Consider the following 24,485-nt stretch of genomic DNA (forward strand, 5'->3'; position numbering starts at 1 on the left):
AGTAGAAGAAACAGATAGCACAGAAGATGAAGGAACAGAAGAAGTAGTAGTAGAAGAAACAGATAGCACAGAAGATGAAGGAACAGAAGAAGTAGTAGAAGAAACAGATAGTACAGATGAAGTTGTAAATGATACCGAAGACGTTGCTAGTGATGATGCTCTTGAAAACGAAATTTACGATAACTATCAATCTATTTTCAATCTTTATGATCAGTTAATTAGCTATCAAGGTTTCTACATTGAGAATACTCTTCAAAACCTTGAGACTGAGCCAGTAACAGAAGAAGCAGATCCAGTGCTTGATGAAGCAGCACCAGTGGTAGAAGAAGAAACAGAAGAAGTAGATACAGTAGTCGATGAAGCAGCACCAGTAGTAGAAGAAGGAACAGAAGAATCAGACCCAGTGCTTGATGAAGCAGCACCAGTGGTAGAAGAAGGAACAGATCCAGTGCTTGATGAAGTAACACCAGTAGTAGAAGAAGGTACAGAAGGAACAGATCCAGTGCTTGATGAAGTAACACCAGTAGTAGAAGAAGGAACAGATCCAGTGCTTGATGAAGTAACACCAGTAGTAGAAGAAGGAACAGATCCAGTGCTTGATGAAGTAACACCAGTAGTAGAAGAAGGAACAGAAGAAGTAGATTCAGTAGTAGATGAAGTAGCACCAGTAGTAGAAGAAGGAACAGAAGAAGCAGATCAAGTAGCCGATGAAGTAACACCAGTAGTAGAAGAAGGAACAGAAGAAGTAGATTCAGTAGTAGATGAAGTAGCACCAGCAGTAGAAGTAAGTACAGCAGATGCGGGAAATACTAGTGCAGAAGCAGATCTTGGCGCTGAGGCTGATGCTGATGTACAAACGGACACGAATGTAAAATATGAAAGTACTTTGGATAAGCTAGTTGGATATTATGATAGCGTGAAGACGGCTTACTCAAACTTTATTTCTTTCTTAAAATAAGTATAATTGGGAATGTAAATTGATCGAGGAACCTGAAAAAGGGTTCCTCTTTCTTATGGAAAACCATTAACTGGGACTTATGTAAGTCGTTAAGTTTAGAATTGGAAAGAAGTTAGGCACTAGTTTCAAACTTATGTCCCTTGTAACACCCTGATTGTTAATGCTACCGTGTATAAGTGTAAAAGCTTCTTTCAAATGCACACTTCCACAATAATACTAGAATACTAGGAATTAAAGGAGAGGTTTTATTTGCTTAATGTTCTGGTAGCTGATGATGACGACAATATTAGAGCGATTATCTTCCATTATTTAAAAAAGCAAAATTTTAACGTGGTTGAAGCTGACAATGGCAGGGATGCGTTAGATTTAGCATTAGAAAAACAAGTGGATATGGTTATTTTAGATAAACTGATGCCTGAAATGGATGGTTATGATGTTTGTCGTGAGATTAGAAAAGTATCGAATCTGCCTATTATTATGTTAACAGCAAGTGGTGATGAATTTGACCGAGTTCTTGGTTTAGAGTTGGGAGCCGATGATTACATCATCAAACCATTTAGTCCAAGAGAACTTGTCGCTCGAATGAAAGCCGTTTTAAGAAGAGTGGACTCGACAAGCAGAGATATAGTAAAAGAACAAAGCTTTACATATGATTATGGGGAAATCAAGATTGATGTTGATCGGAGAGAAGTGATTGTTAAAGGTGAGAAAGTGACTTTAAGACCAAAGGAATTTGATTTATTGGTGCACCTGGCTAAAATTCCCGGTAATGTCTATACACGTGAGACTTTACTTGAACATGTTTGGGGATATGACTTTTTGGGAGATATCCGTATAGTCGATGCTCATGTAAAGAAAATTAGAAATGAATTTAAAAAAATTGGTTGTGATGTGCTGCGTACAGTTTGGGGTGTCGGTTATAAGTTTGAAGTGTAGCGTGCCTGTCACAACCCGAAGATTGTTAGATTTTGTCGAGAAATAATAACAGTAACAGAAAAAGAGAGTCGGTCATTATTTCAGATAAGGATCGACTCTCTTTTATTTTGATCGATTTTCCAAGTTTAACGGTCAGAATATTTGCGAGTGATCAATGGTGGGTTTTTCTCTAAAGTAAATAAGGAAAAGAATAAGTTTTTAAAAAATTTCAAAGACACCCCCTAAAAATAGAAAGTCGCTTCGTAAAGAGTAATGTAAACCATTTTTGGAGGGATTATTATAATGTCAAAAAACAAAATGCTTTTCAGTAAAAATGTTCGTAATGTTTTAGCTACTGGTGTGATCACAACGGCTTTAGCCTTTACTTCGGTAACAGGACAAGCTTATGCGGATAATCATGAGCCAGAAGCGAACTCTCAAGTTGGGGAAACAACAGAGGGGTCTTCAGAAAATGAAACTACTCAAAATGAAGTAATAGTAGAAGATTCAATTGAAATTGGTAATGATGTTCATACCGAGGAAGACGTTGTAGTAGAAACACCTTCACTTCTTCCTGGTGATCTCTTTTATTTCACTAAAAAAGTAATGGAGAACATTCAACTTGCCTTGACATTTGACGATGTAAAAGAAGCTGAATTATTGATTTCGTTTACCCAAGAGCGTATCAAAGAGGCAGCAGTCTTATTTGCTGAAGGGGAAGACGATTTAGCTTATGAAGTTCTTCAAGAAGCTCTTGACCAACAGGAATTAGCATTAGGAAAATATGAAAGCTTAACTGAAGAAGAGGTTGCCGAAGAAGAAGAGGTAACTGAAGAAGAAAAGGTTGCCGAAGATGCAGAGGTAACTGAAGAAGAAGATGTGGTTGCCGAAGATGGAGAGGTAACTGAAGAAGAAGAAGTGGTTGCAGAAGAAGAGGTAACTGAAGATGAAGAAGTAGCTCTTGAAAATGATGAGGATACACAAGAAGAGGATCAATTAGATTCGATTCGCGATGAACTTGAAGCAAAGTTTTCTGCGAACATCCTTGCGCTTCAAGCAGCTCTAGATAAAGTGAAAAATCCACAAGCAAAATTATCTTTACAAAAGAATATTGTAAAGGCTCAAGAAAGACTTGAAAAGAAAATCAATAAAAAATTAGCCAAGCTAGAAGAGAAAGTAGTTAGCGAAGAAGAATTGGCTTCTGATGAAATTCAAGCAGACGAGTCTATGGAAGAAACGGACGAACTTAACGAAGCCGTGACCGAAGATGTAACTGCAGACGAGACGGTAACAGCAGCAAAAGACGTTCAAGATCAAGAAAATAAAGCAGCTAAAAAGGCTGAAGAAAAGCAACGTGAAGACGCAAAGAAAGAAAGAGAAGCAGCTAAAAAGGCTGAAGAAAAGCAACGTGAAGATGCAAAGAAAGAAAGAGAAGCAGCTAAAAAGGCTGAAGAAAAGCAACGTGAAGATGCAAAGAAAGAAAGAGAAGCAGCTAAAAAAGCTGAAGAAAAGCAACGTGAAGAAGTAAAGAAAGAAAAAGAAGCAGCTAAACAAGCAGAAGAAAATAAAAAAGAAGTAAACAATGAAAATAGTAGATCTGAAGAGGCTAAAAGTCAACGTGAGGAAGCTGGAAAAGGGAATTAAGTAAAAAATAGAGGACCGTGTTGCATCACTGTGCGTTGTACCTAAAAAAGTCAGGATACATACGGTTTGAACATGAAGAACTAGAGCTAATCGGCTTTGGTTCTTTTTCTTTTACTCGCTAGTTTGGACTTTAATGTAAGAGACTAGAGGGAAACTAGAAGAAGAAAACTTCAGTTAAATATTGGAGAACGAGGGATCAAGAGGATATAAACTCATCTTAGAGGAAATGAAAAGGATGAAGAAGTCACATCGCCTTACTACAATGTAACATGCTATATAGTGAAATTTCAGAATTTACCAACTTTGCCAATTGTTTTGAAAGTGATTAAAGTTATAGGGTCAATAAGTTTTCAAACAAAAAAAGGGGGAATTTTCTTGAAAACTGGTCAAAGAAATAGACAGAGTTTAAAAATGAGAGATATGCTTACCGCGTTTGTGACAGCAGCATCATTGATGGTACTAGCTGCATGTGGAACATCGGAGGATGTGCAAACAGGGGAAGAGGCACCGGATGCGGATGAAGTTCAAACGATTTCTGTTGCTGTTGTACAAGACTATCCACCATTTGAGTACATGGTTGATGGCGAATTAACTGGTTTTGATGTTGAAATCGTAGAGGCGATCGCTGCGAATCAAAATCTAGAAGTGAACTGGGAAATCATGAAATTTGGTGGAATCATTCCTGCACTGCAAGCGAATCAAGTAGATGCGGCTGTATCGGCAATCACGATTCGGGATGATCGTGCGGAAGTCGTTGATTTCACAGCACCTTATTTTGAATCTGGTTTATCTCTTGTCGTGCCTAAAGATAGTGAGATTAACAGCATTGAAGATTTAGCAGGAGCAACAATCGTTGCGAAACAAGGTACATCTGGTCTTGAAAAAGCGAGAGAATTTATTGAACAGTACAATGGAGATGAAATCGTACTTCAAGAAGATGCAACGATGTACATGGAAGTGATATCTGGGAATGGCGATGCCTTAATTAATGACTATCCAAGTGTTGCTTATAAAATTGCAACAGATGGTGAGGACACGGAAATTCGGATCGTCGGCGACCGTCTAACAGGTGAAGATTACGGAATTGCTGTTTCAAAAGGGGCAGAAGGTTTACTAGAAAAGTTGGATGCGGGTCTTGCTGAAATCATTGGAAACGGACAATACGACGAAATTTACGAATCATATTTCGCTGAATAAGCAGTTTTCTAGAAAAGGTGCGACTTTATGGTCTCACCTTTTTTAGAAACAAGATGGGAGGAAACGACGATTGATACGATAACGATCATCATCGATGCGATGCCAGTGTTGTTAAAAGGGATGTGGATGACGATTGTCATTACGGTCATTTCTCTTTTAATTGCACTAGTGATTGGATTGGTATTAGGTTTATGCAGCATTTCTACAAATAAGCTGTTAAAAATAATCGCAACGATTTACGTAGATGCAATCAGAGGCACACCGATTTTAGTGCAAATTTTATTTATTTATTTTGGTTTACCGTCAGCAACGGGAATTACGATGTCTGCGTTCGCAGCGGGTATTATTGCGATAAGCATTAATGCCGGTGCTTATTTAGTTGAAATTTTCCGTGCTGGGATTAATTCAATTGATAAAGGGCAAATGGAAGCGGGTCGAACACTTGGATTTTCATACGGGGAGACGATGAGAATCATCATTTTGCCTCAGGCCGTTCGCCGTATGATTCCAGCGTTTGTTAATCAGTTTATTGTTAGTATTAAAGACACGTCACTTCTATCGGTCATCGGGATTGCCGAATTAACGATGTCGGGACAATCGATATACGCGATGAATTTCCGTGCCTTTGAAATATTAGGGATGGTCGGTATTTTATATTTCATCTTAATTTATATCCTCACGTTATTTTCCCGTTGGCTTGAAAGGAGATTAGATGTAGCATGATCAAAATTAAAAACTTGCAAAAGTCTTTTGGGGATCTCGAAGTTCTCAAGGATATGAGTATGGACATTCAATCACAAGAAGTCGTCTGTGTGATTGGGCCATCCGGTTCAGGGAAAAGTACGTTCCTAAGATGCATTAACCGCTTAGAGGAACCAACTGGCGGCTCTATTTATATAGAAGGAACCGATATTACCGATCCGCAAAACAATATTAATAAAATGCGTCAAAAACTCGGGATGGTGTTTCAACAATTCAACTTATTTCCACATATGACCGTTTTAGAAAACGTTACAGCTGCTCCAAAGCGTTTAAAAGACAAGACGAAAGTGGAAATTGACAGCTTAGGTAAAGGTCTTTTGGAGAAAGTGGGATTGTCGGATAAGGCTGGTGTCTATCCCGATAATCTATCAGGTGGTCAAAAGCAACGGGCTGCGATTGCTCGTGCGTTGGCGATGGAACCGACGATTATGTTATTTGATGAACCAACATCAGCACTTGACCCAGAGATGGTTGGCGATGTGTTAGATGTGATGAAGGATCTAGCAAAAGAAGGAATGACGATGGTGATCGTGACTCATGAAATGGGATTTGCGAAAGAAGTAGCGGATCGCGTTATTTTCATGGATGGCGGTTATATTGTGGAGCAAGGTAAGCCAGGAGACTTGTTTGGGGATCCGCAGCATGAGAGGACGAAGGCATTTTTGTCGAAGGTGTTGTAGTGCCTGTCACGACCAGAACATTGTTAGATTTTGTCGCCCATTTGGGATGCCTGACCCCCAATGCGTTAAAGCATTAATATGGTGGGACCAGCACTAGGCTTCCAAATAAGAGCGTTGAGTAAAAAATGTGCCAGTATAAAATGAAAAATGAAAAGGGTAAAAGCAAATAATGGTCGAATATAAAAGGTGAGGAGGGGTGGTAAACGATGAGAAGAAATTATGGCTATTTCCTAAAAATGGTTCCGAAGGTTTTTCAAGTCGTTTTGAATGTTTCTCTAGTCTGCTTAGCTGGAATACTTTCTTTTTTATTAGTGAAGGAATTGGTCGTATTTGCTCAGATTTTAGTGGCAGATGGTGCTAATGATTATAAGGTCTTCCTTGCTAGAATCCTTGTTTTCTTTTTATACTTTGAGTTTATTGCGATGATTGTAAAGTATTTCAAAGAGGAATACCACTTTCCACTCCGGTATTTTATGTACATTGGTATTACGGCGATGGTGAGATTAATTATTGTTGAACATGATAACCCGTTCGACACGTTGTTGTTTACCCTTGTTATTTTAGTGTTAATTATTGGCTATTTCATTATGAACATGACGCCTCGTGAAAGACCTGAAGTTAAGAACTTAAAGAAGGAGGAGTAAGTGTTCGTGATTTGTCACTCCTAAAAAAGGGGATGGCCTACTTTTTTATTCTTAAAATAGCCTTTACAAACATTTATAGATGAGCATTTCTTGCAGCTAGATCGAGATCACTTCAATAAATGAAATAAACCACCACCAGATTATTAGATTAATTCTGGTGGTGTTTGTTGTTTATAGTTTAGCTTTCCTTGTTTGGAGTTAAAGACTCCTTCTTTTAATGGGTGGAATTAATTTCTACTATTCTGATCAGCATTAAAAGTTCGAAGATGAAAAAAATTAATTTCAACCGACTGCGATATCCCGATAGATCTTTAAAATCTGCCGAGTTGTTTTCGTCATTTCAACAGGTAAGTTATTCAAATCAAAATAGTTAAATCTAGATATTTCTTTATCATCGACTTTTATTTCACCAATTGTTGAATCGACTAGATAAATGGCAATAATACTATAAACTTTATCCCCATTTGGATATTGATGATAAAAGTCCTTGCCAGAAAAGACATGGAATAAGTTCATCTGATTGATCGATAGATTCAGTTCTTCTTGTATTTCTCGTTTAGCAGTTTCCTCCAAGGTTTCTCCCAATTCCATATAACCACCTGGAATGCCCCAATTATTGGTATCGATTCGGTAAGAGAGTAGAACTTGCTGTTGTTTTCTAATGATAACTCCTGCAGAGTTAAGAATAATCGGCATGCTACCAACTAGATCTCGAAGTAGCTTGATGTAATCCAAATAGACCACCTCATTTTTTTTCGCTTATATTTTACATGAAAACGTTTTATCCTAACTATAAACAGTGTAGCTTAAGGTAGAATCCTATTATTACCTTGATTTTAAGTGCAAGATAAAATAATAAGTAAGGACATGTTTTATGTAAAGGAAACCCTCACCAGAATCTGGGTGGGGGTTTGTAGTAAATTTGTCAGAAAAAATTGTTGAGATTACTCTTCTGTCAAGCTGGTTACAGCAACACTTTGTTTAATATCTGGAGTGTTAAGGGGATGGATTGTAGCAGTTTCCTGGTCTTGGTCCACATGTTCAATGTAGATAGGTTCCCCGTTATACATAACAGTTACCATATTAGTTGAAGATGAAATTTCTTGTGCTCGTTGTGCGTCCATTTTAGCCACCTCCTTAAGAGATAATGTTTATACTATTTGCAGTTGATTAAATGGATATACAATTTTTCTTGAAGGGACCGATTAGCCTTGCATGATAGTAACTTAATAATATTCAAAAAAATCACATTGTTTTTTATAAATTAGCAGAAAAATTTTTTGTGTCGACTATATTGTTGAAAAGGTAAACGTGATGTTCGGGCGATCATATGAATGATAAAGACGAGCACAATTAATTGGAAGGTCCCGAATAATCGGGTGACGCCATCAGAATTGGAGTTTAACGGCTCAATTTAGTCTAGTAAGATTAGGAGTACTAACATTAGCCATAACCATCGTCTATTATAAAAAGGGGTAGCTATTTCTATAAACTCTCAGTTTGTCGAAGCAATTCAAGCTGCGTGTAATTACATCAATTGAACAATCACAAATAAATTTGATCGGTTTGCACAATTAAAATTGATCATTCTTTTCCATTTAAGATTGAGCACCTTACTTCCGAGGAAATAGTTTTTCTCTATTCTTAGCTAATCGTCCTCCTTAAAAGAGATCATCGCTGACCTTGCCTTGGAGTATTACAGGTTTAAGCGTTAGGGGTCAGGAAAGATTTTGGAACCGATTTTGCGCTACATTTATCTTATAAAGTTGTTCTTTTAACAAAGGCAAATTCAACTCGACTTGTTTTTTGATACGAGCATCTAGTGGAAGGTTCTTAATACTTTCAATAGAATAATAAAGTGGTTTTTGGACACGATCTAGCAGTGCCTCTTGCTCTTCTTTGGTAAAAGAGAGAACGAATTCTCGTTGTTCAAGAGTCAAGGAATGTAATTGTTCTTGTCTTTTCTTTGCCAATTTCCATTCTTTTACTTCCACTTTTTGTCGTTCAAGGAGTGGGAGATGCAGTTGGATTTGTCTTTGAGTGGTTTCCTCATATTCCGAGATTTCTTCATCTTGAAAAAAACCTTCTACTATTCCATCTTCAATGGATAGAAGCAATTCTCTCCGATCTTCCGGGTTCATTTTTGAAACAAACTGTTGTTGTTTGATATTTAATCGTTGGAACAGAAACGATAATTTCTTTTCTTCCTCGTAGCGTGCGTTAATCCGCTCGACCAGTGCAATTTGGTTATCGGATAACGGAAGCCCTGCTTCATATTGGTCAATAATGTCCTGAGGGAGAGATAAATGCAGATAAGAAGCTAAAGGGTAAAATAAGTTCTTTTTATATTTAACTAGAATATCATCTCTTTCAAGATCGATTGCATACATCCCGTTTTTCACATCTTTAATTACAGAAGAAGGAAGGGAGAGGTAGTTTTCGAAACAGTTCTCCCCTAGATATCTTACTGCGCCTTCTTTTTTGTTTTGGATGAGATATTGGAAGCGAAGGGATTGACCGCAATCGCACTTATGAGGCCGTTTCTTATATCCGCCATCCAAAATGTCTATCAAAACCCAATCCTTAATTTTTCCTTCGATGTCTTGGTGGCTCATCGTTTCGTTTATGTCTATTCCTTTGTAGTTTGCTAGTACTTGTAACCATCGGCTCTTCTTTTTAATTTTCATTCTGTGTGTCAGAAAGTAGACTTGCTCATCATTCAATTTGCTCATGATCGCTTCTACCTCTTTTTGCGCAAGGAGTACCATTGGTTCGACACCTCCATTTAAAGGGATTCTATTCGTAATCTATTAAATGGTTATGCGTTTGGTGAGAGGTTTATGCTGTAATTTATTTAAAATGCGAGATTTGTGAAGGATAGTAACAGTGCTCCCGGACTTAGCAGAATGAATGCAGTGCCTGGCACCTTAGATGAACAACACAAACAACACAGAAAAAGCAGTTGGATTCCCAACTGCTTAGTCTATCACTTCCCCTTTACCAGACAAAATCTTCATCTGATCATTCTCATATCCTACCGCATAGGTCACTTTGTATTTACTATACGTATGGCTGCCGTTCTTTCGCTCTTCGGCTGTAATGATGGCCGTAACGATTGTGTCCTCTTCTGTTTTAACGATTAAATCATCAATGACGACTGATTTAGTATCTAAATAGCCCTCACGGAACGATTCATAGGACGTTTTCCCCTGCCAAGAGCTTCCTATTAAAGAATACGCTGTTACGTAGTCTTGAACATTGAGGCTATCATAGAAGTAGCTTACTAGATATTCTGCTAAATCTTCGTCTAAATCCCTTTCTCCGTCATATGCATAACCAGCTGCATTTTCCACGATATTTGGTAAGGTAGTCATTGGTGCCTTGGACCATCCCTCAATTAACGTAATAACGTTTGGTAGTGGAATACTAAATCCAATCGATCCTTGATCAGCCTCCGCAGAATTAATGCCGAGAACTTCACCTGTGTCACTATTAATTAGAGGTCCTCCGCTATTTCCTGGTGCAATCGGTGCTGAAATTTGATAGGCGTCCTCAAAGTGATAAGGAGGTAACTCAAAGTCGCGATTCACTCCACTGATAATCCCAGTCGTGACCGTATTTTGAAATCCTAGTGGGCTGCCTAATGCAAGAACTTCATCACCTATTTCTGCGAACTGCTCTCTACTCACTTTTAATGGTTCCGTTCCTTTTAACCCATCAACACGGACCACGGCAACATCTGTACTTTCGCTGATTCCAATGACCTTTCCGGCGAATTCACGGTTGTCTGTCGTTTTCACCTGTACATCTGTTGCACCAGCAACGACATGGGCATTTGTCACCACATCTCCTTGATCATTATATAAAAAGCCAGAACCTAAGGAGTCATTTGCTGTTTCAATCTGAACGACTAGCTTTTGCGTTTCATGGATAATTTCTTTTAATTCCTTTGATTCAGCTGGTGTAGAGACTTCCTCTGATGCAATCAGTTCTCCTGCCAATATGGTCGATGGGGCGTTAAGTTGGTCTGGAACAGATCTCTTTACGAACGTAAATCCATACGCGGCGGCACCCCAGATCATCATAGTCGCAATGCAACTAATTATCCACTGCTTCTTCATTTCTTCCCTCCTTACTCGACAAACCAAGTTATGTTATCAACTTCAACGTTTACATCTTGCGAAAGATAGAACACAACATCCTCGAACGAGCCTTGTTCTCCTCGATTTACATAATAGGGGTAGACTGTAGTCGAACGATCATCAAGAGAGTTGCCCTCTAAATCGTAAATCGTATAATCAATCGTAACGGAAGAAATGTCTTTCGTCGCTACGTTTGTCACTTCTCCATATAGATATAAGTCACCATATTCATCGACTTCATATTCAAATGACGTGATCTCAACAGCTGCAGTATAATTTTGTAAGTCCTCTCTAGCTGCGGCCTCTATCGCCTGTTCTAGTCGCGTCTGCTCGGCTTCTTCAAATGCAGCTTGTTCCTGTTCAATTTTTTCCTTGAAAGAAAGAAGCGTTTTATTATCTGTTGCGTATTCAAGTCCTTGATTTATAGTCGCAATGGCATCTGAAAACTGCTTTTTCTGTAATTGTTGCTCTGCATGGTCACTCGATATTTGAACAATTTTTGTGAGAATTTGTTCTTTGACCGCGGCTGCTTCTTCTGAAGGTAATCTAGCAACCAGAGTGAGCTTATTTATCAACTGATTAACAGTTGTTAACTCACTTAGTTCCTGTTTTATTTTCCCGACGGTTATCGTTACTTCCTTGGCCTCGATTAACTCTGTAAAAGGTTCAAATAACGGGTCAACTTCAGATTCGATCGTTTCCTTTAATGAAGAAAGAATATCCTCCGCTTCGACAAAGTTCTGCTCTTTAATTTTTTCGCTAATAGCTGTTAGCTCAGCCATATTACTAGAGGCACGATGAACAGCTTCCATGTCCTGCTGCAAGACTGCATAAGCTGGACGCATGTGCAGCGCGCTTTGCAACGCTTTTTCAGCCTTTGTATATTCACCATTTAAGGCAGCGGTCTCAGCTGACTGCTGCAAAGCAAGAACTTTTTCATTCTTATTTGTTTCATTAAAATAGGATGCTGATACACCTCCACCGGCTAATAACAAGCTAACGACTGGAATCAGGATTGGTAGTTTTTTTAGAAAGCGACCACGGGGAACATCGGTTTGTTGTATTGTTTGACCTTCATCTTCTTCTGGTTCAAAAGCTTCAGTTGTTGCCGCTATCTCTGCTACTGCAGTTGTTTGGTTTTCGGTAATTGTCCGGGAAAGCTCTTGATCTAGTCTAGATTTTTCAGAAGTATGTAACTCAGAGCCCAGGGATATCTCTTTTGTATCTAGCGTCTGTTCAACACGTTCCTCTGTCGTTAAGACCTTTTCACCACAGTTCGAACAAAAACGAGATTTCTCAAGCAATTGCTCACCACATTTATGACAAAACATGATTAAAATCCTCCTAATCAAGTTTATATTTACTATAATAGTAGATTATTATACAAGATTAGACAATGCCAATTGATAAACAATTTATTCGGGTGATTGTCACAGTAATAAAATTTCAAAAGCCCCCCCTAAAAAATTAAAGTCTTTTCGTATAGATTAATAAAAAACAATTTTGGAGTTCTTTATTTGGAGTTCTTTATGTCGAGTGCAAACGTTCGAAATGTTTTAGCTACTAGTGTGTAGATAATGACTTTCGTTTTTTACTTTGGTAACAGGACAAGCTTCTGCGGATAATCATGAGCAAGAAAATGATTCTAAAAGTGGAGGAACGGTTCAGCAAGAAGGTGAAGATCCATCAACTCAAGAAGGAGCAACAGCAGAAGGGACTTCAGAAGCTGAAAACTATTAAAGATGATGAGGGTTTCGAAGAATTAATTGAAGTAGATAATGATGTATATAAGGATGAAGAAGTTGAAGAGAAAACAGAAGAAATAGAAGAAGAAGATCAGGAGTATTGAAGGGATTTTAGAAAAATAGTCAGAAATTGAAAAAACTAGACCAAGTCTAGTAGTGCGTGCTGCAATCACCCGGAATGTGTTGATTAATTGTTATTCCATTTCCTTTTTTTGGGTGTTATTATATGTAAATGATTTAAAGTAGCTTAGTGTTCTAGTAGTCTTTGTCAATAGAGACAGAGCATTAACTACCATTTGTGGGGAGAGAAGAAATGAGTGTGCTTAAAGAAGTCGAGATGTTAACACAAGAACGTCTGTTGAAAATATTAGAAGCTGCATATAAAAAAGGTACGGAGTCTGCTAATGTGACGTCTAAACAATTAGTAGACGAAATTTCCGCAGTCTTAAAGCCATATGTTAAGCCCGAGAAATAAATAAAAGTTCGAAGCAACAGTACTTGTAAGCAAGTCAGTCGCTTAGAACTTTTTCTTTTTAATTGGGGAAAAATTATATAAGAAATTTTTGTGCGATCTCTAAATAAGCTCTCTCTCAGTAAAGTCAAATTTCTGAACAAAGTTACACTTGGAGCAAGCCCTTCCTAGTTGCTCGTTGGTAAGAGGACTTTTGTAATAAACTTCATCAAATTCACATACAGGGCACTCAATAATATGAAGAATTTCTCTCTGACCTAAAACTACATTAAGTAAGTTTTCAAAGTACATAATCCTCACCTCTATATGTTATTTCTTACCTATTTTAGCAAATAGGATAGGAGAAGTATGATGAAGTTTGTCAGTGATAAAGGAGTTATTTAACGACAAAAAGTGAGATAGAAGGTAATCAGAATGCTGTGTTTTGTATCTGGGCGTCGATGGATTCCAATAGTTTAAAATCCGATATGGATTCCAGACCTCTAGTACACAAAAGCTTTAATAAGGTGGGGGGCAGGAACCTTAACAAGGAACGATTGGTTAGAAGTGTTTGATCATAGATTAAAGAAACGATTTTTCAGAAAATTGAGTGAAACTACATAAAGCAGATGGCGACTGAACTCCCTCAGAAAGGGGAAGGCATATGAAGACTAGTCTCCATTGTCGTCTATCTTTATAAAAAGAAATAGCCATCCTGCCGCCAAGTAATTTGAGCTGTATCTATAGCAAAAATTTAAGATGATCAATCGAAATTCAGTGGCGGTATCAGAAGCGGTGCCAGGCACCCAATACAAAACCGTTCATTTCCCGGAAAATTGTCGAATTTCCTATTATTAAGTTGTATAATAGATGAAATTCCTAAACAGTTTGAAAGGGGCAACGGTGTCCATGAAACAATTTTTAATTATTGCTATTCTAATAGTTAATTTAGTGGCTTGTCAGTATACAGAAGAAAAAGCGATTAAAGAGATAATCGCTGAACCTATAGTAGGGTCTGAAACCATTGAATTAATAGAAGAGGAAGTCAGCATTACCATTGGCTCGATTGGAGATGTTTTATTACATAGTCGAGTATATAACCGAGCAAAGACAGAGGACGGATATGATTTTTTACCAATGTTGGAATTGGTTGAACCGCTTTTACAAGCTCCTGATTTCATGATGGCTAATCAAGAATCCATGCCAGGTGGAGAAGAGCTAGTACTGTCAACTTATCCAAGCTTTAATAGCCCTCACGAGATTGCCAGTAATCTGCAAACAATTGGAATTGACATGGTGATTGGAGCGAATAACCATACGCTTGACCGAGGGGTAGCAGCAGTAGAAAGTGCATTAGATTATTATGACAAAATTGATATGGACTATGTTGGGGTTTACAGGGATACAATAGATCGAGCAAGAGACCGGATTGTATCGGTTGAGGATGTAACCATAGGTGTGTTGGCGTACACCTATGGGACAAATGGTATTTCAATCCCAACCGGACATGAAGACATTGTTGCTTTAATCGATCCTGAAAGAATGGAGCAAGATGTAAAGAGACTTCGTTCAAAAGTAGATGTCCTCATTGTTCACATGCACTGGGGAGCTGAATATGAAAATGAACCTAATGAAGAACAACGACGATTCGCTCAACAACTAGCAGAAGCTGGAGTCGACATTATATTTGGACATCATCCACATGTGTTGCAGCCTATTGAAGTGATTAAGCTGGATTCTGGGCATGAGACGACGGTTTTTTATTCTTTAGGAAACTTTATATCATCGCAAAATTTTGATCTTACTGATATTGGTGGGATAGCGACTGTTGAAGTGACGAAAAATTGGACTGCTGAGGAAACAACGATACGTATTCATTCTCCTTATATTGAACCAACTATAGTAGAACAAGAAACATACCGAGTGTACCCGTTTGCTGAAACTGAATTTGGGTCAATTAGTGGCAGGACGTTTGAAGAGACGCGTGATCATACACAGAAGTATTTTACCCATTAGACTTTTATAGTCCAAATAATAAATTACAAAACAAAAGAGGTAAACCCCTAAGGAGAAGTAGTTCCGTTTTTGTGGAGAAGAAGTACACTTAAAGTACGAGCAAGATAGTTTTGTAATCACTTAAATGTTTAGCGGACACAGGAGACCTTATTACTCGAAATAGAGGATATTTTTTTAGAGATTTGTTGAAATAAGGGACCTGGTGTCCGTTTGACTCATGAAAATTGTATGACCGCTAACCATCAGTCAACGCCCTTTATTTAATAGGGGCGTATCTTAAATTAGATATATAAGCTTGGATTAGATTAATAATCCAAGCGTTTTTGTGTGCTAATTGTTTTGTTATTTCACTCGTTATTTATACTGTTCTTTTACTTTTTCTCCACATTATCGGAACTACTTACCATAAGGGGTTCACCTCTTTTTAAAGACAGCAATTAAGAAAGAAATACATAAAACCATTTAATCCATCCAAAGAAAGAAAGCCATAACGGAATACTCAGGGAAACGCCCCATAATAATCCAGTTAAAAAGGTATTATGCTTATTCATATGTTCAACCTCTTTTCTTCTTTGAAAGGATGACAAAGCATAATCTAATTATATAAGAAAGCGCCTACAAGCAAAGTCAATTTCGTTCATCAGTTTCAGGCAAATTTCTTCGTATTTACTAATACTCATGCATAAAATGACACTATAGCTAGCTATAGTGTCATATCTTCTGTTACTATTTAATGGTTTTTCGCTTGTTAATCCAATAAATAAAAATCAGCATGAGAAAAGCTCCTAATGAGTCAATCAAAACATCCGTCACCAAAGCGGAACGATTTGGTAGAAAGGATTGATGCCATTCATCAATGGCACCGTAAATCGATGCGAGTAACCAAGCGATAAAATAACGGTATTGTGATCCCCGTAAAGCGAGCCAGAGAAAAAGTGCCAGCAAACCAAAAGCAGTGAGGTGCGTAGCTTTTCTTAGAACGTAATTTAAAATAGCTGAATCAAAAAAGGGATTTAATAAAAGTTGTTTTGTAGAATCTCCTGTGAAAAATGGTTGTCTTGTGGCTATAGCAATAGCAAAACACCAGATTAGAGCTATCGACCACCACAGTTTAGAATTGTTCATGTTATCACCCAAAGTTGATTATACACGAAAAATAGCTGCTCAGTATGAAAAATGGTAGACAAAGAAAAGCCCCTTATACTCATTTTTCTGAATAAAAGGGGTCACGATAACTATATTAACTGCGAACAATTACTCGCTTCCAAAAAGCTGCTCAGTTATTGTTTGTTTTCTCAATAATAACTCGTCATTTACAGCACCTGGAAGGGCTTTATATTGACCAGCCTTTTTGATTTCCTCTGCCCGCCTTTCTAATCGGTTAAGCATTGCATAATCTAATTTAGCTTGTTCTACCTGATTATTTGTAATTAATTCATCAATTTCTGTCATTAATCGTAACATTGATACTTCATAAATCGTTCTTTCGACTGCTATTTTTGCAGGGGTAACGTAATCGCTATTAAGTGAAGATCTAGTGCTGGCACCAGAAACTTGACCTATTTTTTGCTCTGTTATCTTTAGTTGTTTAGTAAATGGGTCGTATTGATTTTCAATAGTGGAGATATTACCACTGTCAATTGTGGAATTAAACTCGATTAGGTGTCTAGACATGATAGCACCCTGAGCATGGGCTTCACGCTCTTTAAGTGTATAGTGGACAGCATTAGGTAGTTGCTTATAGTTACCGGCTTGTTTAATCTCCACTGCTCGCCTTTTTAAACGTTCTAGTTTTGCCATTTCACTCTCTGCATTTTGAAGGCTACCTGATTTAGCTAATTGTTCAATTGATTGAATCAAGCGAATTTGTGATACTTCATAAATAGTACGCTCAATCGCCACTTTGGCTGGAGTAATATACAGGTTTCCAAGTTTGTCTCGAGTGCTTCTTCCAGCAACTTGACCAATTTTCAACTCTGTTAATCGTAATTGACTAGTGAAATGATCGTAAAGATGATTAATTGTAGTCATATTTCCACTGCTTATAGCGCTCTCAAATTCCGCTAAACGTCTAGTTAGAATAGAACCTTGAACACGAGCTTCACGTTCACTAAGCGTATGATTAACACTACTTGGGAGATCTTTATAATTCCCGGCTAGCTTGATTTCAGCAGCACGTCTTTTCAGGCGTTCTAGTTTAGCCATTTCATTTTCCGCTTCTGAAAGGTTGCTTGATATAGCTAACTGTTCGATTTGTTGGATCAGTCTGTATTGAGAAACTTCATAAATGGTTCTTTCAATCGCCTCTTTGGCTGGTCTGATGTATCGATTGCCAAGTTCATCACGGTTCCTACTTCCTGAAACTTGACCAATCTTCTGTTCTGTCGTTTTTAATTGTTTAGTAAATCCATCGTATAACTGATTAATAGTAAGAAGGTTCCCATTATTTATAGCACGATTGAAAGAAGTGAGTTTCTTTTGTAACTCATTTCCGGCTTTAACGGCCTCCATGTATCTTGCTTGCTCTGGATTTAAATACCCATGGCTTACTGCGATTGTTGCAAAGGAAGACTTAGAACTTGTAATAACAACTTTAGTATTTAGGTTTACTCGTGAATAGAGCCATCTCACTTCATCATTGTGCATTCGAACACAGCCGGCACTTACATAGTTCCCTATTGAACTAGCATTATTATTTCCGTGAATTGCATATGTAGTTCCGTATGTACCACGAGCGTCAAGACCTAACCAACGGTCACCTAATGGGTTAGAAGGAGATCCCCCAGGTATACCTCCACTGTAATATGGACGATTAGTGATTTTATTTACAATTCTAAATGTGCCTTCAGGAGTTAAAGTTGAATTCCTACCGGTAGCTACTTGAAACGTCCTTACTAATTTCCCACCTTCAAAAAAGGCTAGTTCATTTACAGACTTATTAATAATAATTAATTGTTCCTGAGTTGACGCATGAGCAGAATTACTGGCAAAAAAAAGACTAATAAAAACTAATAAAAATGACAAAATTACCTTTTTCATCAAAACACCCACCAATCATAAAAGTCAAAGTAAAACTAGTATAATCATTAACTTATAAAAAGGGTGTAGAATTATAGCGAATAGATCTAATGAAATAAAAAAATAAGTTATAAGACATAAGATGTAAGACGGATATAATTTGTAAAATTATTTATATAAACAATAGAAAATTTGAAAAAAATGCCTTATGATAGTTCTTATGACACAAAAAAATTCATTTCCAATGCTTTACAAGAATTCAAATTTATATTGATTCCATACATAATTTGTGAAATAATATCAAAGTGAAGCAGAGTACTAGTTTGATAAGTACATTCTATATTTGAATGTTGAAATTACTATAAATACATAAGAAGAAAGGGGCTTTTTTCCTTGAATAAGAAAAAAGTAACAAAAGTTGCATTAGTATCTACACTAGCTACAGCTGCATTTGTAGCTGCTACACCAGCTGATGCAAGTGCTGTAACGCCACAAGAATCAGTAAAAAATGCTCAATTAGAAGCGAACAAACTTATCCCTCATTACAATTTAGTATCTAAAGGTAAGTTTGAAGCAACAGCGGCATTCGAAAAACAATACAGTGTAACACTTCAAGCAATTGAAGAAGCTAAAAAGGCAATTGGTCCTGTTAAAGGGGCAGAGCGTGTTTGGTTAAACGATCAGCTACGTTATGCGGATGTACAACGTGTTCGAGCTGCTCGTATCATTGATGCTGGTAAACATATTCAACCATTAAATGTAGCGGTTGAAAACTTCCAACAATACTTAGGTCATGAAGTTACTGCGGATACAGTTGAAGCGTATGACGCACTTTCTTCTGAAATTAAAAATGCAGAGCGTGCAATAAGCCGTATTTACGGACCTGAAAATCGTGCCATTGCAGGTAATGATCTTGTTCAACCTGCCAAACTGATCCGTGAACAATTAATGTGGGAAATCTCTGTTTATAATCTAGTTAATGAAATTGATGGTTTACTAGAAGCAGGAAAAGTTGAGGAAGCTGAAGCGAAATTTGCTGAACTTGATCGTGTTAAAGAACGTGCTGTAGCATTTAAAGAAAAAGGTCAAGCTCTTTATCCTGGATTCTATGAAAGATATGTACAAGTTGACGCTCAATTAGAAGCGAAAGAAGAAGCGGCAAAAGCTGTGTTTGCTGAATTAACTGATGAACCAGTGGAAGAAGAGCCGGTTGAAGAAGAACCAGTGGAAGAAGAACCAGTGGAAGAAGAGCCGGTTGAAGAAGAGCCGGTTGAAGAAGAACCGGTTGAAGAAGAGCCGGTTGAAGAAGAGCCGGTTGAAGAAGAGCCGGTTGAAGAAGAGCCAGTGGAAGAAGAACCAGTGGAAGAAGAACCAGTGGAAGAAGAGCCAGTAGAAGAAGAACCAGTAGTAATCGATGGTGGACTTGAAGTAATTGACTTCGACCACACTTCAATTACCGTTACTGGTTGGGCTGAAAACACTGATACTGTAGAACTTGAGCTAGTTTCAGATGAACTTATTGTAGAGCTTGGTACAGTAGCTGTTGAGGTTGATGGTTCTTTCGAATCAGCGTATACGTTTGATGAAGAATTACCAGCAGGTTCTTATGATGTTAATTTATATGTAGACGGAGAGCTATTAGATTCTACTACTCTAGTATTGGAAGAAGTAGAGCCTCCTGCGCCAGAATTTGTCGCGTTAGGTAAGGCAGCTGAAATTGGTATAGTAGCAGATGCATTTGTAGTAAGAGTCGTAACAGTTTCACTTGACACTGTTGGGGATGCTTCAGAAGTTAAGCTTGTTCTTGAATCTGGTGAAGAGCTTGAATTTGCTTTTAATGCTGATGATTACAATGGCGATGGTGGATATCGTTTAACGACATCTAACATGGCTCATACTGTAGCAGTTTTAGGTGCAGGTACTATTTACGCAAAGTAATAGTTAGGTCGTTAACAACTTGATAAATTTATGATTTTAGCTCTACCTGAGATTGTGTAACGTGAAGAAATCGGGTAGAGCTTTGTAGAAGATAGGAGGTTTTTATTTGAAATTCTCAAATAAAGTGTTTGCTGCGGCTTTAGTAGGTACTGTAGCTGCTACTGCTTTTGTACAGACGGCTCCTGCTGAAGCAGCGTCACCGACTAAAGGGTTTGTTTTTGAAACAACTGAAGGTAAAGCAGTGGTAAGTTTAGACCAGTTGATTGTTGTTATTACATCTCCAGGTCATGGATTACGTGATCATATCTTTGAAGGGTCGAATTTGAAAGTCCCTTATGGTTTCCAGGATAATGCTGACCGCTTTATTACATTAGATGCTTTCATTAATGGGTTAACATCAAATGCTGGTAAATCAGTAGAAGAGGTATTTGGACTAATTACTAATACTGTACCGACAGAGGAATCAAACCAATTCCTTATCCCAAGTGTTAATAATGGTCAATTAGTCTTCACACCAGTTGCTGGTGACCAAGAAGAAGAGCCATTTAAAGTTGTAGATATCTATTAAGCGAACGGTTATGAGTAATCGTTAGTGGTAGTAAATAAGCACTTAGCTAAGGTGGATTCAAGCCGAAACTAAGTGCTTTTTATTTTATGAAAGAATTGTAAGTAAGTGATCGAACGAGAATTTGGTGTGGAATTTTTCGATAATTAGAGCAATGTACTTTGGATTGAAGAATTTTTAATTCCATTCCTACTTCTAGTCTAACTAGATCAGTCTTATAAAAATAGTCACTTTTAGAGCTTGTTCAAAAAGGGCGGTTTTCCTTTTTTGAACAAGCTCGAAGCAATGAGCGAAGCCACTGCAATGTTTTAAGTCGATCCGAGTGGTTTTCTCGGATAGACGCGCAGTGAGTGAAGCCATTGCAACGCCGCATTAGGAGAGAGGATATTAAAGGGTTCAAAAAGGGCGGTTTTCCTTTTTTGAACAAGATCTTTTATGGGTATGTGGATAACTTAATTTCCTTTGGGAAGTACTGGGTATTTCTTGGTAGTTTGATAGAATAGGAAGAGAGCTGATATAGAAGTGTTTAAGAAACTAATAGTCATATGTTTATTCACATCAAGTTTATTATTTACTCAACAGTCGGTGTTTGCAGAGGAAATAGATGAATCTATTATAGAAGAAGACGAGCTGAAGAAAAGTGAAGCTCTTGTAGACGATTCAGAGGCGGAAGAGGAACTGGTTAAGTCCGCTCAAGAAGAAGAGAGAGTGGGGGTGAATCCATCCGAAACGGAACTGCGTCAAATGCTTACGGAAAAAGCATTAGAGCATGGAATACCGCCTGAGATTTTAAAGGCGATCGCGGAGAAAGAGTCACAGTCAAAGCAGTTTGAAAATGGAAAACCAAAGATTTCAGTGATTGATGGTGGAATTGGGATTATGCAAATTACACCAAGCCGAATAGAAGAAAATCGTTTTGATGAAGACAGGCTAAAATATGATATCGAATGTAATATTGAAGCTGGAATTGATATCTTATTAGAACGTTGGAATGATTTTAGTGGAGGAATCATTCCTCGCATTAATGCTATGGACCCAATGATTCTAGAAAACTGGTATTTTGCCTTAATGGCTTATAATGGACTTGGTCTTGACGGGGAGGGGATTGGCTATAATAACCCATTTAGCAGAGTTTCTACGTACCAAGGTCAAATTTATAATATTATTAGAAGTAATAGTTACGTGCAGACAAATGTAAGTCAAGTCCCGTTTTTCGAGATTATTGAGTCAAGAATTATGAAATTTCCTTCGCCTGAATTAAATTGGCCGGATGCAATCACTTATTCGACTCAGATGTTTGATGCGGGAAACCGGGCTATGATTTTAAATGAATTAGAGCCAGATGATAAGGATGATTATGCTTATGGAAATCTGCGTAGTGTGCCAGATATGCAAAGCGGTAATCCAAAAGGCATCCCGCTGTATACAGAAGTTGAAATCATCAGCGGTCCGTATTACCAGGACACAAATAGAAATAATCACTACATTCAATACGAGGTTCAAGGTGACAACATCAGTGGATTTATGACTTCCTCTAATTTACGTCATTTAAAAGAAAAAGAGTTTGCTCCATGGGAGAAAGAAATGGGAGCAGTTGACCAAGAGAAACAATGGACAATCGCCTTTAACCAACCTTTAAATGAAGAAACTGTACAAGCACGTACGGTTTATGTACGGGATGATCGCGGCAATGGGGTAAGAGGGACGGTCACGTATAATCAAGAGGACATGACCATTACGGTGAAACCGCGAGAAGAACTTTATAAAACAGATCGAGCGTATACCCTTCATATTGATGGGGTGGAATCAGCAGAAGGAGAAGTTTTAGAAAGCGCCATCCAAATGGACTTTTCAATTCAATAGATTGATAGAAAAAAGCTGCGCGGAGCACAAGCCCCAACGCAGCTTTTCTTTATTTATAATACTCAACCTTGCCTTGTTCTAACTCTTCTACTGAATACGTACTTGCAGAAACCGTTACAAAGTATCCACCAGTATTATCATAAAGTTCAGGGTTAAACTCCATTAAAAGTGGTTCTTCACCCTTCATTTTAACGAATATACGCAGGTCAGAATTAGGGTGTGGTAAGCTTTTTAAAGGAACGGCAGCAACTGTCTCTACATCAAAAAGATTTTGAACGAGCCCACCTAATGAATTAGCAGTTCCTAACGCATACTTCGTTTCGACAGGTTCTTCTTTTCCTTCCTCTTTCACAATAATTTCAACATGGTGCTCCGGGTACTTGTCTTTGACTTTATCTGTGTATGAATGAATCACTTTTTCACGCTCAGCGCTGCTCGTCTCAGGTTTAAATGTAATCGTTGTTTTGGCAACCTGTTTACCAACGAAAACTTCGCTAGCAACAAAGCCTTCTGATTCACCCTTCAAACTAGATGTGGCTTCATTAGAAAGCTCTTCATCTTTTTCTGTTTCTTCATTAAAAGACTCAGCTGATACGTTGACTATGGGATTTAAACCAGTTTCCATTTCTTCGGTTGTAGCTTCAGCTTCCACGTTCTCATCATCTTGAATTTCTCCAGTCGCGTCAGTAGCAGTCGGTGTAGATGTTTGTTCCGAAATTTTGTTTGAAAGGGCTACGATCGAAACGATCAAAACAACAACAAGTACAGCAGCACCTATTCCTATATATTTCTTCATCTTGGGTTCCTCCAATATATCTTTATCTCTCCATTAGTAAGTCTACTGAAAAAGTCATGCAATATCTACTGTTTTATTAAAGGAAATAGTAAAAAATGTTTAATAATGACAGATGATTTATAGTAAAACGAGCTAATTAATCATCATAAACCCTCTTAAATTAGAAAAAGAGTAAAAGCTTAGTCATGATACCAATCAAAAACGCTTGGAAATCGTCCTCCAAACGTTTTAATGACGGTACAACTCTATCTAACCGGAGTAGCCTTCCACTTCGATAAGTCAGGCTTGTCCTTCTTTAACAGATCTTTCGTAAAAATAAACGTCCATGGCTTACTCGTATTCGCTTTAATCACAAGTGGATCCAGTTTAAAGCCACCTTTAGCAACGACATCATTAGCGGCATCCTCTACTTGAAGGGAGAGCTGCTTTAGTGTCAAGGCTTTGTCATGACCATTACGAATCAGCATCGTGACATGCAACAGACCATTTCGATCAAACTTGGCTTGTAATCCAAGAAAGTTAACTTCTCCAGGTTGAAGGGGAGGCAATTTCTCTACTTTTTCTTGTAGCTGTTGCTTCGATGCAACCGTTAAGGCTTTTTCCCATTTTTCGTCTAGGTCGAGTGCATGCTTTTGGTCGGATGGACTTAGTGAAAAAGCCAATTTCCAGCCCTCATCAGGTACATCTGAAAGAATCATATCCTCTGTCTTAAATTCAAACAACCAAGGACGGCTACTTGCTGCAGGGATTTGCCCAAGTTCGCCAAGTTTAAATATCTTTTCAGCAAGTGTTTGATCATCTCGACCAATTAGGGCAAGTTTGGCGTCTTTTAATCTAACGGCTTTCTGTAGTCCATTTCTGACAAAAGCTGTTACTTTAAAGCTATCACTCGTTCCCTCAATGGAGATTCCGTGTAAAGACAATTGATTGGATTGTAATGGCGGCAAATCTTGGTGTAAAAATTGATAGACATACAAATCCTCTTTGCTTATATTCCAAGAAGGATGCAAGGAGAGTGTTGTTTCCACTTCCTTTTTTCCAGATGGAGGTGTCTCTTCTTCTAAGAGATCGCTTGACAAGATTGTATTTTCAGCCCCTTCTAAGGAAGGTTGGTTGTTCCCCTTTTTCTTGAATAAGAATCCCACTACATT

At 37.9% G+C, this 24,485-nt stretch carries 21 protein-coding genes and 1 pseudogene; 13 read left to right on the forward strand and 9 right to left on the reverse strand.

Going from position 1 to position 24,485, the window contains the following annotated elements; translation table 11 throughout:
• The 7 genes and pseudogenes from LDX58_RS19465 to psiE form a co-directional block, all read left to right on the forward strand.
• Positions 1-958: pseudogene (locus LDX58_RS19465) on the forward strand (hypothetical protein); the annotation flags it as partial.
• A 249-nt stretch (positions 959-1,207) separates the two neighbouring features.
• Positions 1,208-1,894: a response regulator transcription factor gene (locus tag LDX58_RS19470; protein ID WP_227938563.1), complete on the forward strand. Its 687-nt coding sequence runs from the start codon at positions 1,208-1,210 to the stop codon at positions 1,892-1,894.
• 282 nt (positions 1,895-2,176) lie between these two features.
• The gene (locus LDX58_RS19475) at positions 2,177-3,517 is read left to right on the forward strand and encodes a DUF5667 domain-containing protein (protein WP_227938565.1); all 1,341 of its coding nucleotides are present in this window, start codon (positions 2,177-2,179) and stop codon (positions 3,515-3,517) included.
• A 375-nt stretch (positions 3,518-3,892) separates the two neighbouring features.
• Positions 3,893-4,714, forward strand: a complete 822-nt coding sequence (locus LDX58_RS19480; RefSeq protein WP_227938567.1) for a transporter substrate-binding domain-containing protein — start codon at positions 3,893-3,895, stop codon at positions 4,712-4,714.
• A gap of 27 nt (positions 4,715-4,741) precedes the next feature.
• On the forward strand, positions 4,742-5,437 hold the full coding sequence (locus tag LDX58_RS19485; RefSeq protein WP_227938568.1) for an amino acid ABC transporter permease: 696 nt from the start codon (positions 4,742-4,744) through the stop codon (positions 5,435-5,437).
• The gene (locus tag LDX58_RS19490; protein WP_227938570.1) at positions 5,434-6,156 is read left to right on the forward strand and encodes an amino acid ABC transporter ATP-binding protein; all 723 of its coding nucleotides are present in this window, start codon (positions 5,434-5,436) and stop codon (positions 6,154-6,156) included. The genes LDX58_RS19485 and LDX58_RS19490 overlap by 4 nt, the downstream gene beginning before the upstream one ends.
• Positions 6,157-6,362: 206 nt before the next feature.
• Positions 6,363-6,800: a phosphate-starvation-inducible protein PsiE gene (gene psiE, locus LDX58_RS19495; RefSeq protein ID WP_227938572.1), complete on the forward strand. Its 438-nt coding sequence runs from the start codon at positions 6,363-6,365 to the stop codon at positions 6,798-6,800.
• A 282-nt stretch (positions 6,801-7,082) separates the two neighbouring features.
• Here the strand turns inward: psiE and LDX58_RS19500 are convergent, their stop codons facing one another.
• From LDX58_RS19500 to LDX58_RS19520, 5 genes are all read right to left on the reverse strand, one after another.
• Complete coding sequence (locus tag LDX58_RS19500) at positions 7,083-7,535, reverse strand: NUDIX hydrolase (protein ID WP_227938574.1); 453 nt, start codon at positions 7,533-7,535, stop codon at positions 7,083-7,085.
• 209 nt (positions 7,536-7,744) lie between these two features.
• On the reverse strand, positions 7,745-7,924 hold the full coding sequence (locus LDX58_RS19505; protein WP_227938576.1) for a small acid-soluble spore protein H: 180 nt from the start codon (positions 7,922-7,924) through the stop codon (positions 7,745-7,747).
• A gap of 594 nt (positions 7,925-8,518) precedes the next feature.
• Positions 8,519-9,568, reverse strand: a complete 1,050-nt coding sequence (locus LDX58_RS19510) for a hypothetical protein (RefSeq protein ID WP_227938578.1) — start codon at positions 9,566-9,568, stop codon at positions 8,519-8,521.
• 210 nt (positions 9,569-9,778) lie between these two features.
• Complete coding sequence (locus LDX58_RS19515; protein ID WP_227938580.1) at positions 9,779-10,921, reverse strand: S1C family serine protease; 1,143 nt, start codon at positions 10,919-10,921, stop codon at positions 9,779-9,781.
• An 11-nt stretch (positions 10,922-10,932) separates the two neighbouring features.
• The gene (locus tag LDX58_RS19520; RefSeq protein WP_227938582.1) at positions 10,933-12,273 is read right to left on the reverse strand and encodes a zinc-ribbon domain-containing protein; all 1,341 of its coding nucleotides are present in this window, start codon (positions 12,271-12,273) and stop codon (positions 10,933-10,935) included.
• A 308-nt stretch (positions 12,274-12,581) separates the two neighbouring features.
• Here LDX58_RS19520 and LDX58_RS19525 point away from each other — a divergent pair, with 308 nt between their 5' ends.
• The 3 genes from LDX58_RS19525 to LDX58_RS19535 all read left to right on the forward strand — a co-directional run bounded on the left by LDX58_RS19525 (position 12,582) and on the right by LDX58_RS19535 (position 15,154).
• Positions 12,582-12,791, forward strand: coding sequence for a hypothetical protein (locus LDX58_RS19525; protein WP_227938584.1), 210 nt, complete (start codon positions 12,582-12,584; stop codon positions 12,789-12,791).
• 209 nt (positions 12,792-13,000) lie between these two features.
• On the forward strand, positions 13,001-13,162 hold the full coding sequence (locus LDX58_RS19530) for a YwzD family small protein (RefSeq protein WP_227938586.1): 162 nt from the start codon (positions 13,001-13,003) through the stop codon (positions 13,160-13,162).
• Between the two features lie 885 nt (positions 13,163-14,047).
• Positions 14,048-15,154 carry a CapA family protein gene (locus LDX58_RS19535; protein WP_227938588.1) on the forward strand — a complete coding sequence of 369 codons (1,107 nt, stop codon included), beginning with the start codon at positions 14,048-14,050 and terminating at the stop codon, positions 15,152-15,154.
• A 726-nt stretch (positions 15,155-15,880) separates the two neighbouring features.
• On the opposite strand, the gene LDX58_RS19540 is transcribed toward LDX58_RS19535, so the two are convergent.
• Both LDX58_RS19540 and LDX58_RS19545 read right to left on the reverse strand, forming a co-directional pair.
• A complete protein-coding gene (locus LDX58_RS19540; protein ID WP_227938595.1) occupies positions 15,881-16,279 on the reverse strand; it encodes a VanZ family protein in 399 nt (132 codons plus the stop codon).
• 129 nt (positions 16,280-16,408) lie between these two features.
• On the reverse strand, positions 16,409-18,193 hold the full coding sequence (locus tag LDX58_RS19545; RefSeq protein WP_227938597.1) for a L,D-transpeptidase family protein: 1,785 nt from the start codon (positions 18,191-18,193) through the stop codon (positions 16,409-16,411).
• A gap of 372 nt (positions 18,194-18,565) precedes the next feature.
• Here LDX58_RS19545 and LDX58_RS19550 point away from each other — a divergent pair, with 372 nt between their 5' ends.
• The 3 genes from LDX58_RS19550 (at position 18,566) to LDX58_RS19560 (ending at position 22,538) form a co-directional block, all read left to right on the forward strand.
• The gene (locus LDX58_RS19550) at positions 18,566-20,110 is read left to right on the forward strand and encodes a hypothetical protein (RefSeq protein ID WP_227938599.1); all 1,545 of its coding nucleotides are present in this window, start codon (positions 18,566-18,568) and stop codon (positions 20,108-20,110) included.
• Between the two features lie 106 nt (positions 20,111-20,216).
• On the forward strand, positions 20,217-20,678 hold the full coding sequence (locus LDX58_RS19555) for a hypothetical protein (protein ID WP_227938601.1): 462 nt from the start codon (positions 20,217-20,219) through the stop codon (positions 20,676-20,678).
• Positions 20,679-21,197: 519 nt separating this feature from the next.
• On the forward strand, positions 21,198-22,538 hold the full coding sequence (locus LDX58_RS19560; RefSeq protein ID WP_227938603.1) for a transglycosylase SLT domain-containing protein: 1,341 nt from the start codon (positions 21,198-21,200) through the stop codon (positions 22,536-22,538).
• Positions 22,539-22,587: 49 nt separating this feature from the next.
• On the opposite strand, the gene LDX58_RS19565 is transcribed toward LDX58_RS19560, so the two are convergent.
• On the reverse strand, positions 22,588-23,334 hold the full coding sequence (locus tag LDX58_RS19565) for a hypothetical protein (protein ID WP_227938605.1): 747 nt from the start codon (positions 23,332-23,334) through the stop codon (positions 22,588-22,590).
• A gap of 245 nt (positions 23,335-23,579) precedes the next feature.
• Complete coding sequence (locus tag LDX58_RS19570) at positions 23,580-24,479, reverse strand: accessory Sec system S-layer assembly protein (protein ID WP_372459254.1); 900 nt, start codon at positions 24,477-24,479, stop codon at positions 23,580-23,582.
• Positions 24,480-24,485 lie beyond the last annotated feature (6 nt).

The sequence above is a fragment of the Alkalihalobacillus deserti genome (assembly GCF_020734105.1).
GTDB lineage: Bacteria > Bacillota > Bacilli > Bacillales > Bacillaceae_D > Halalkalibacter > Halalkalibacter deserti.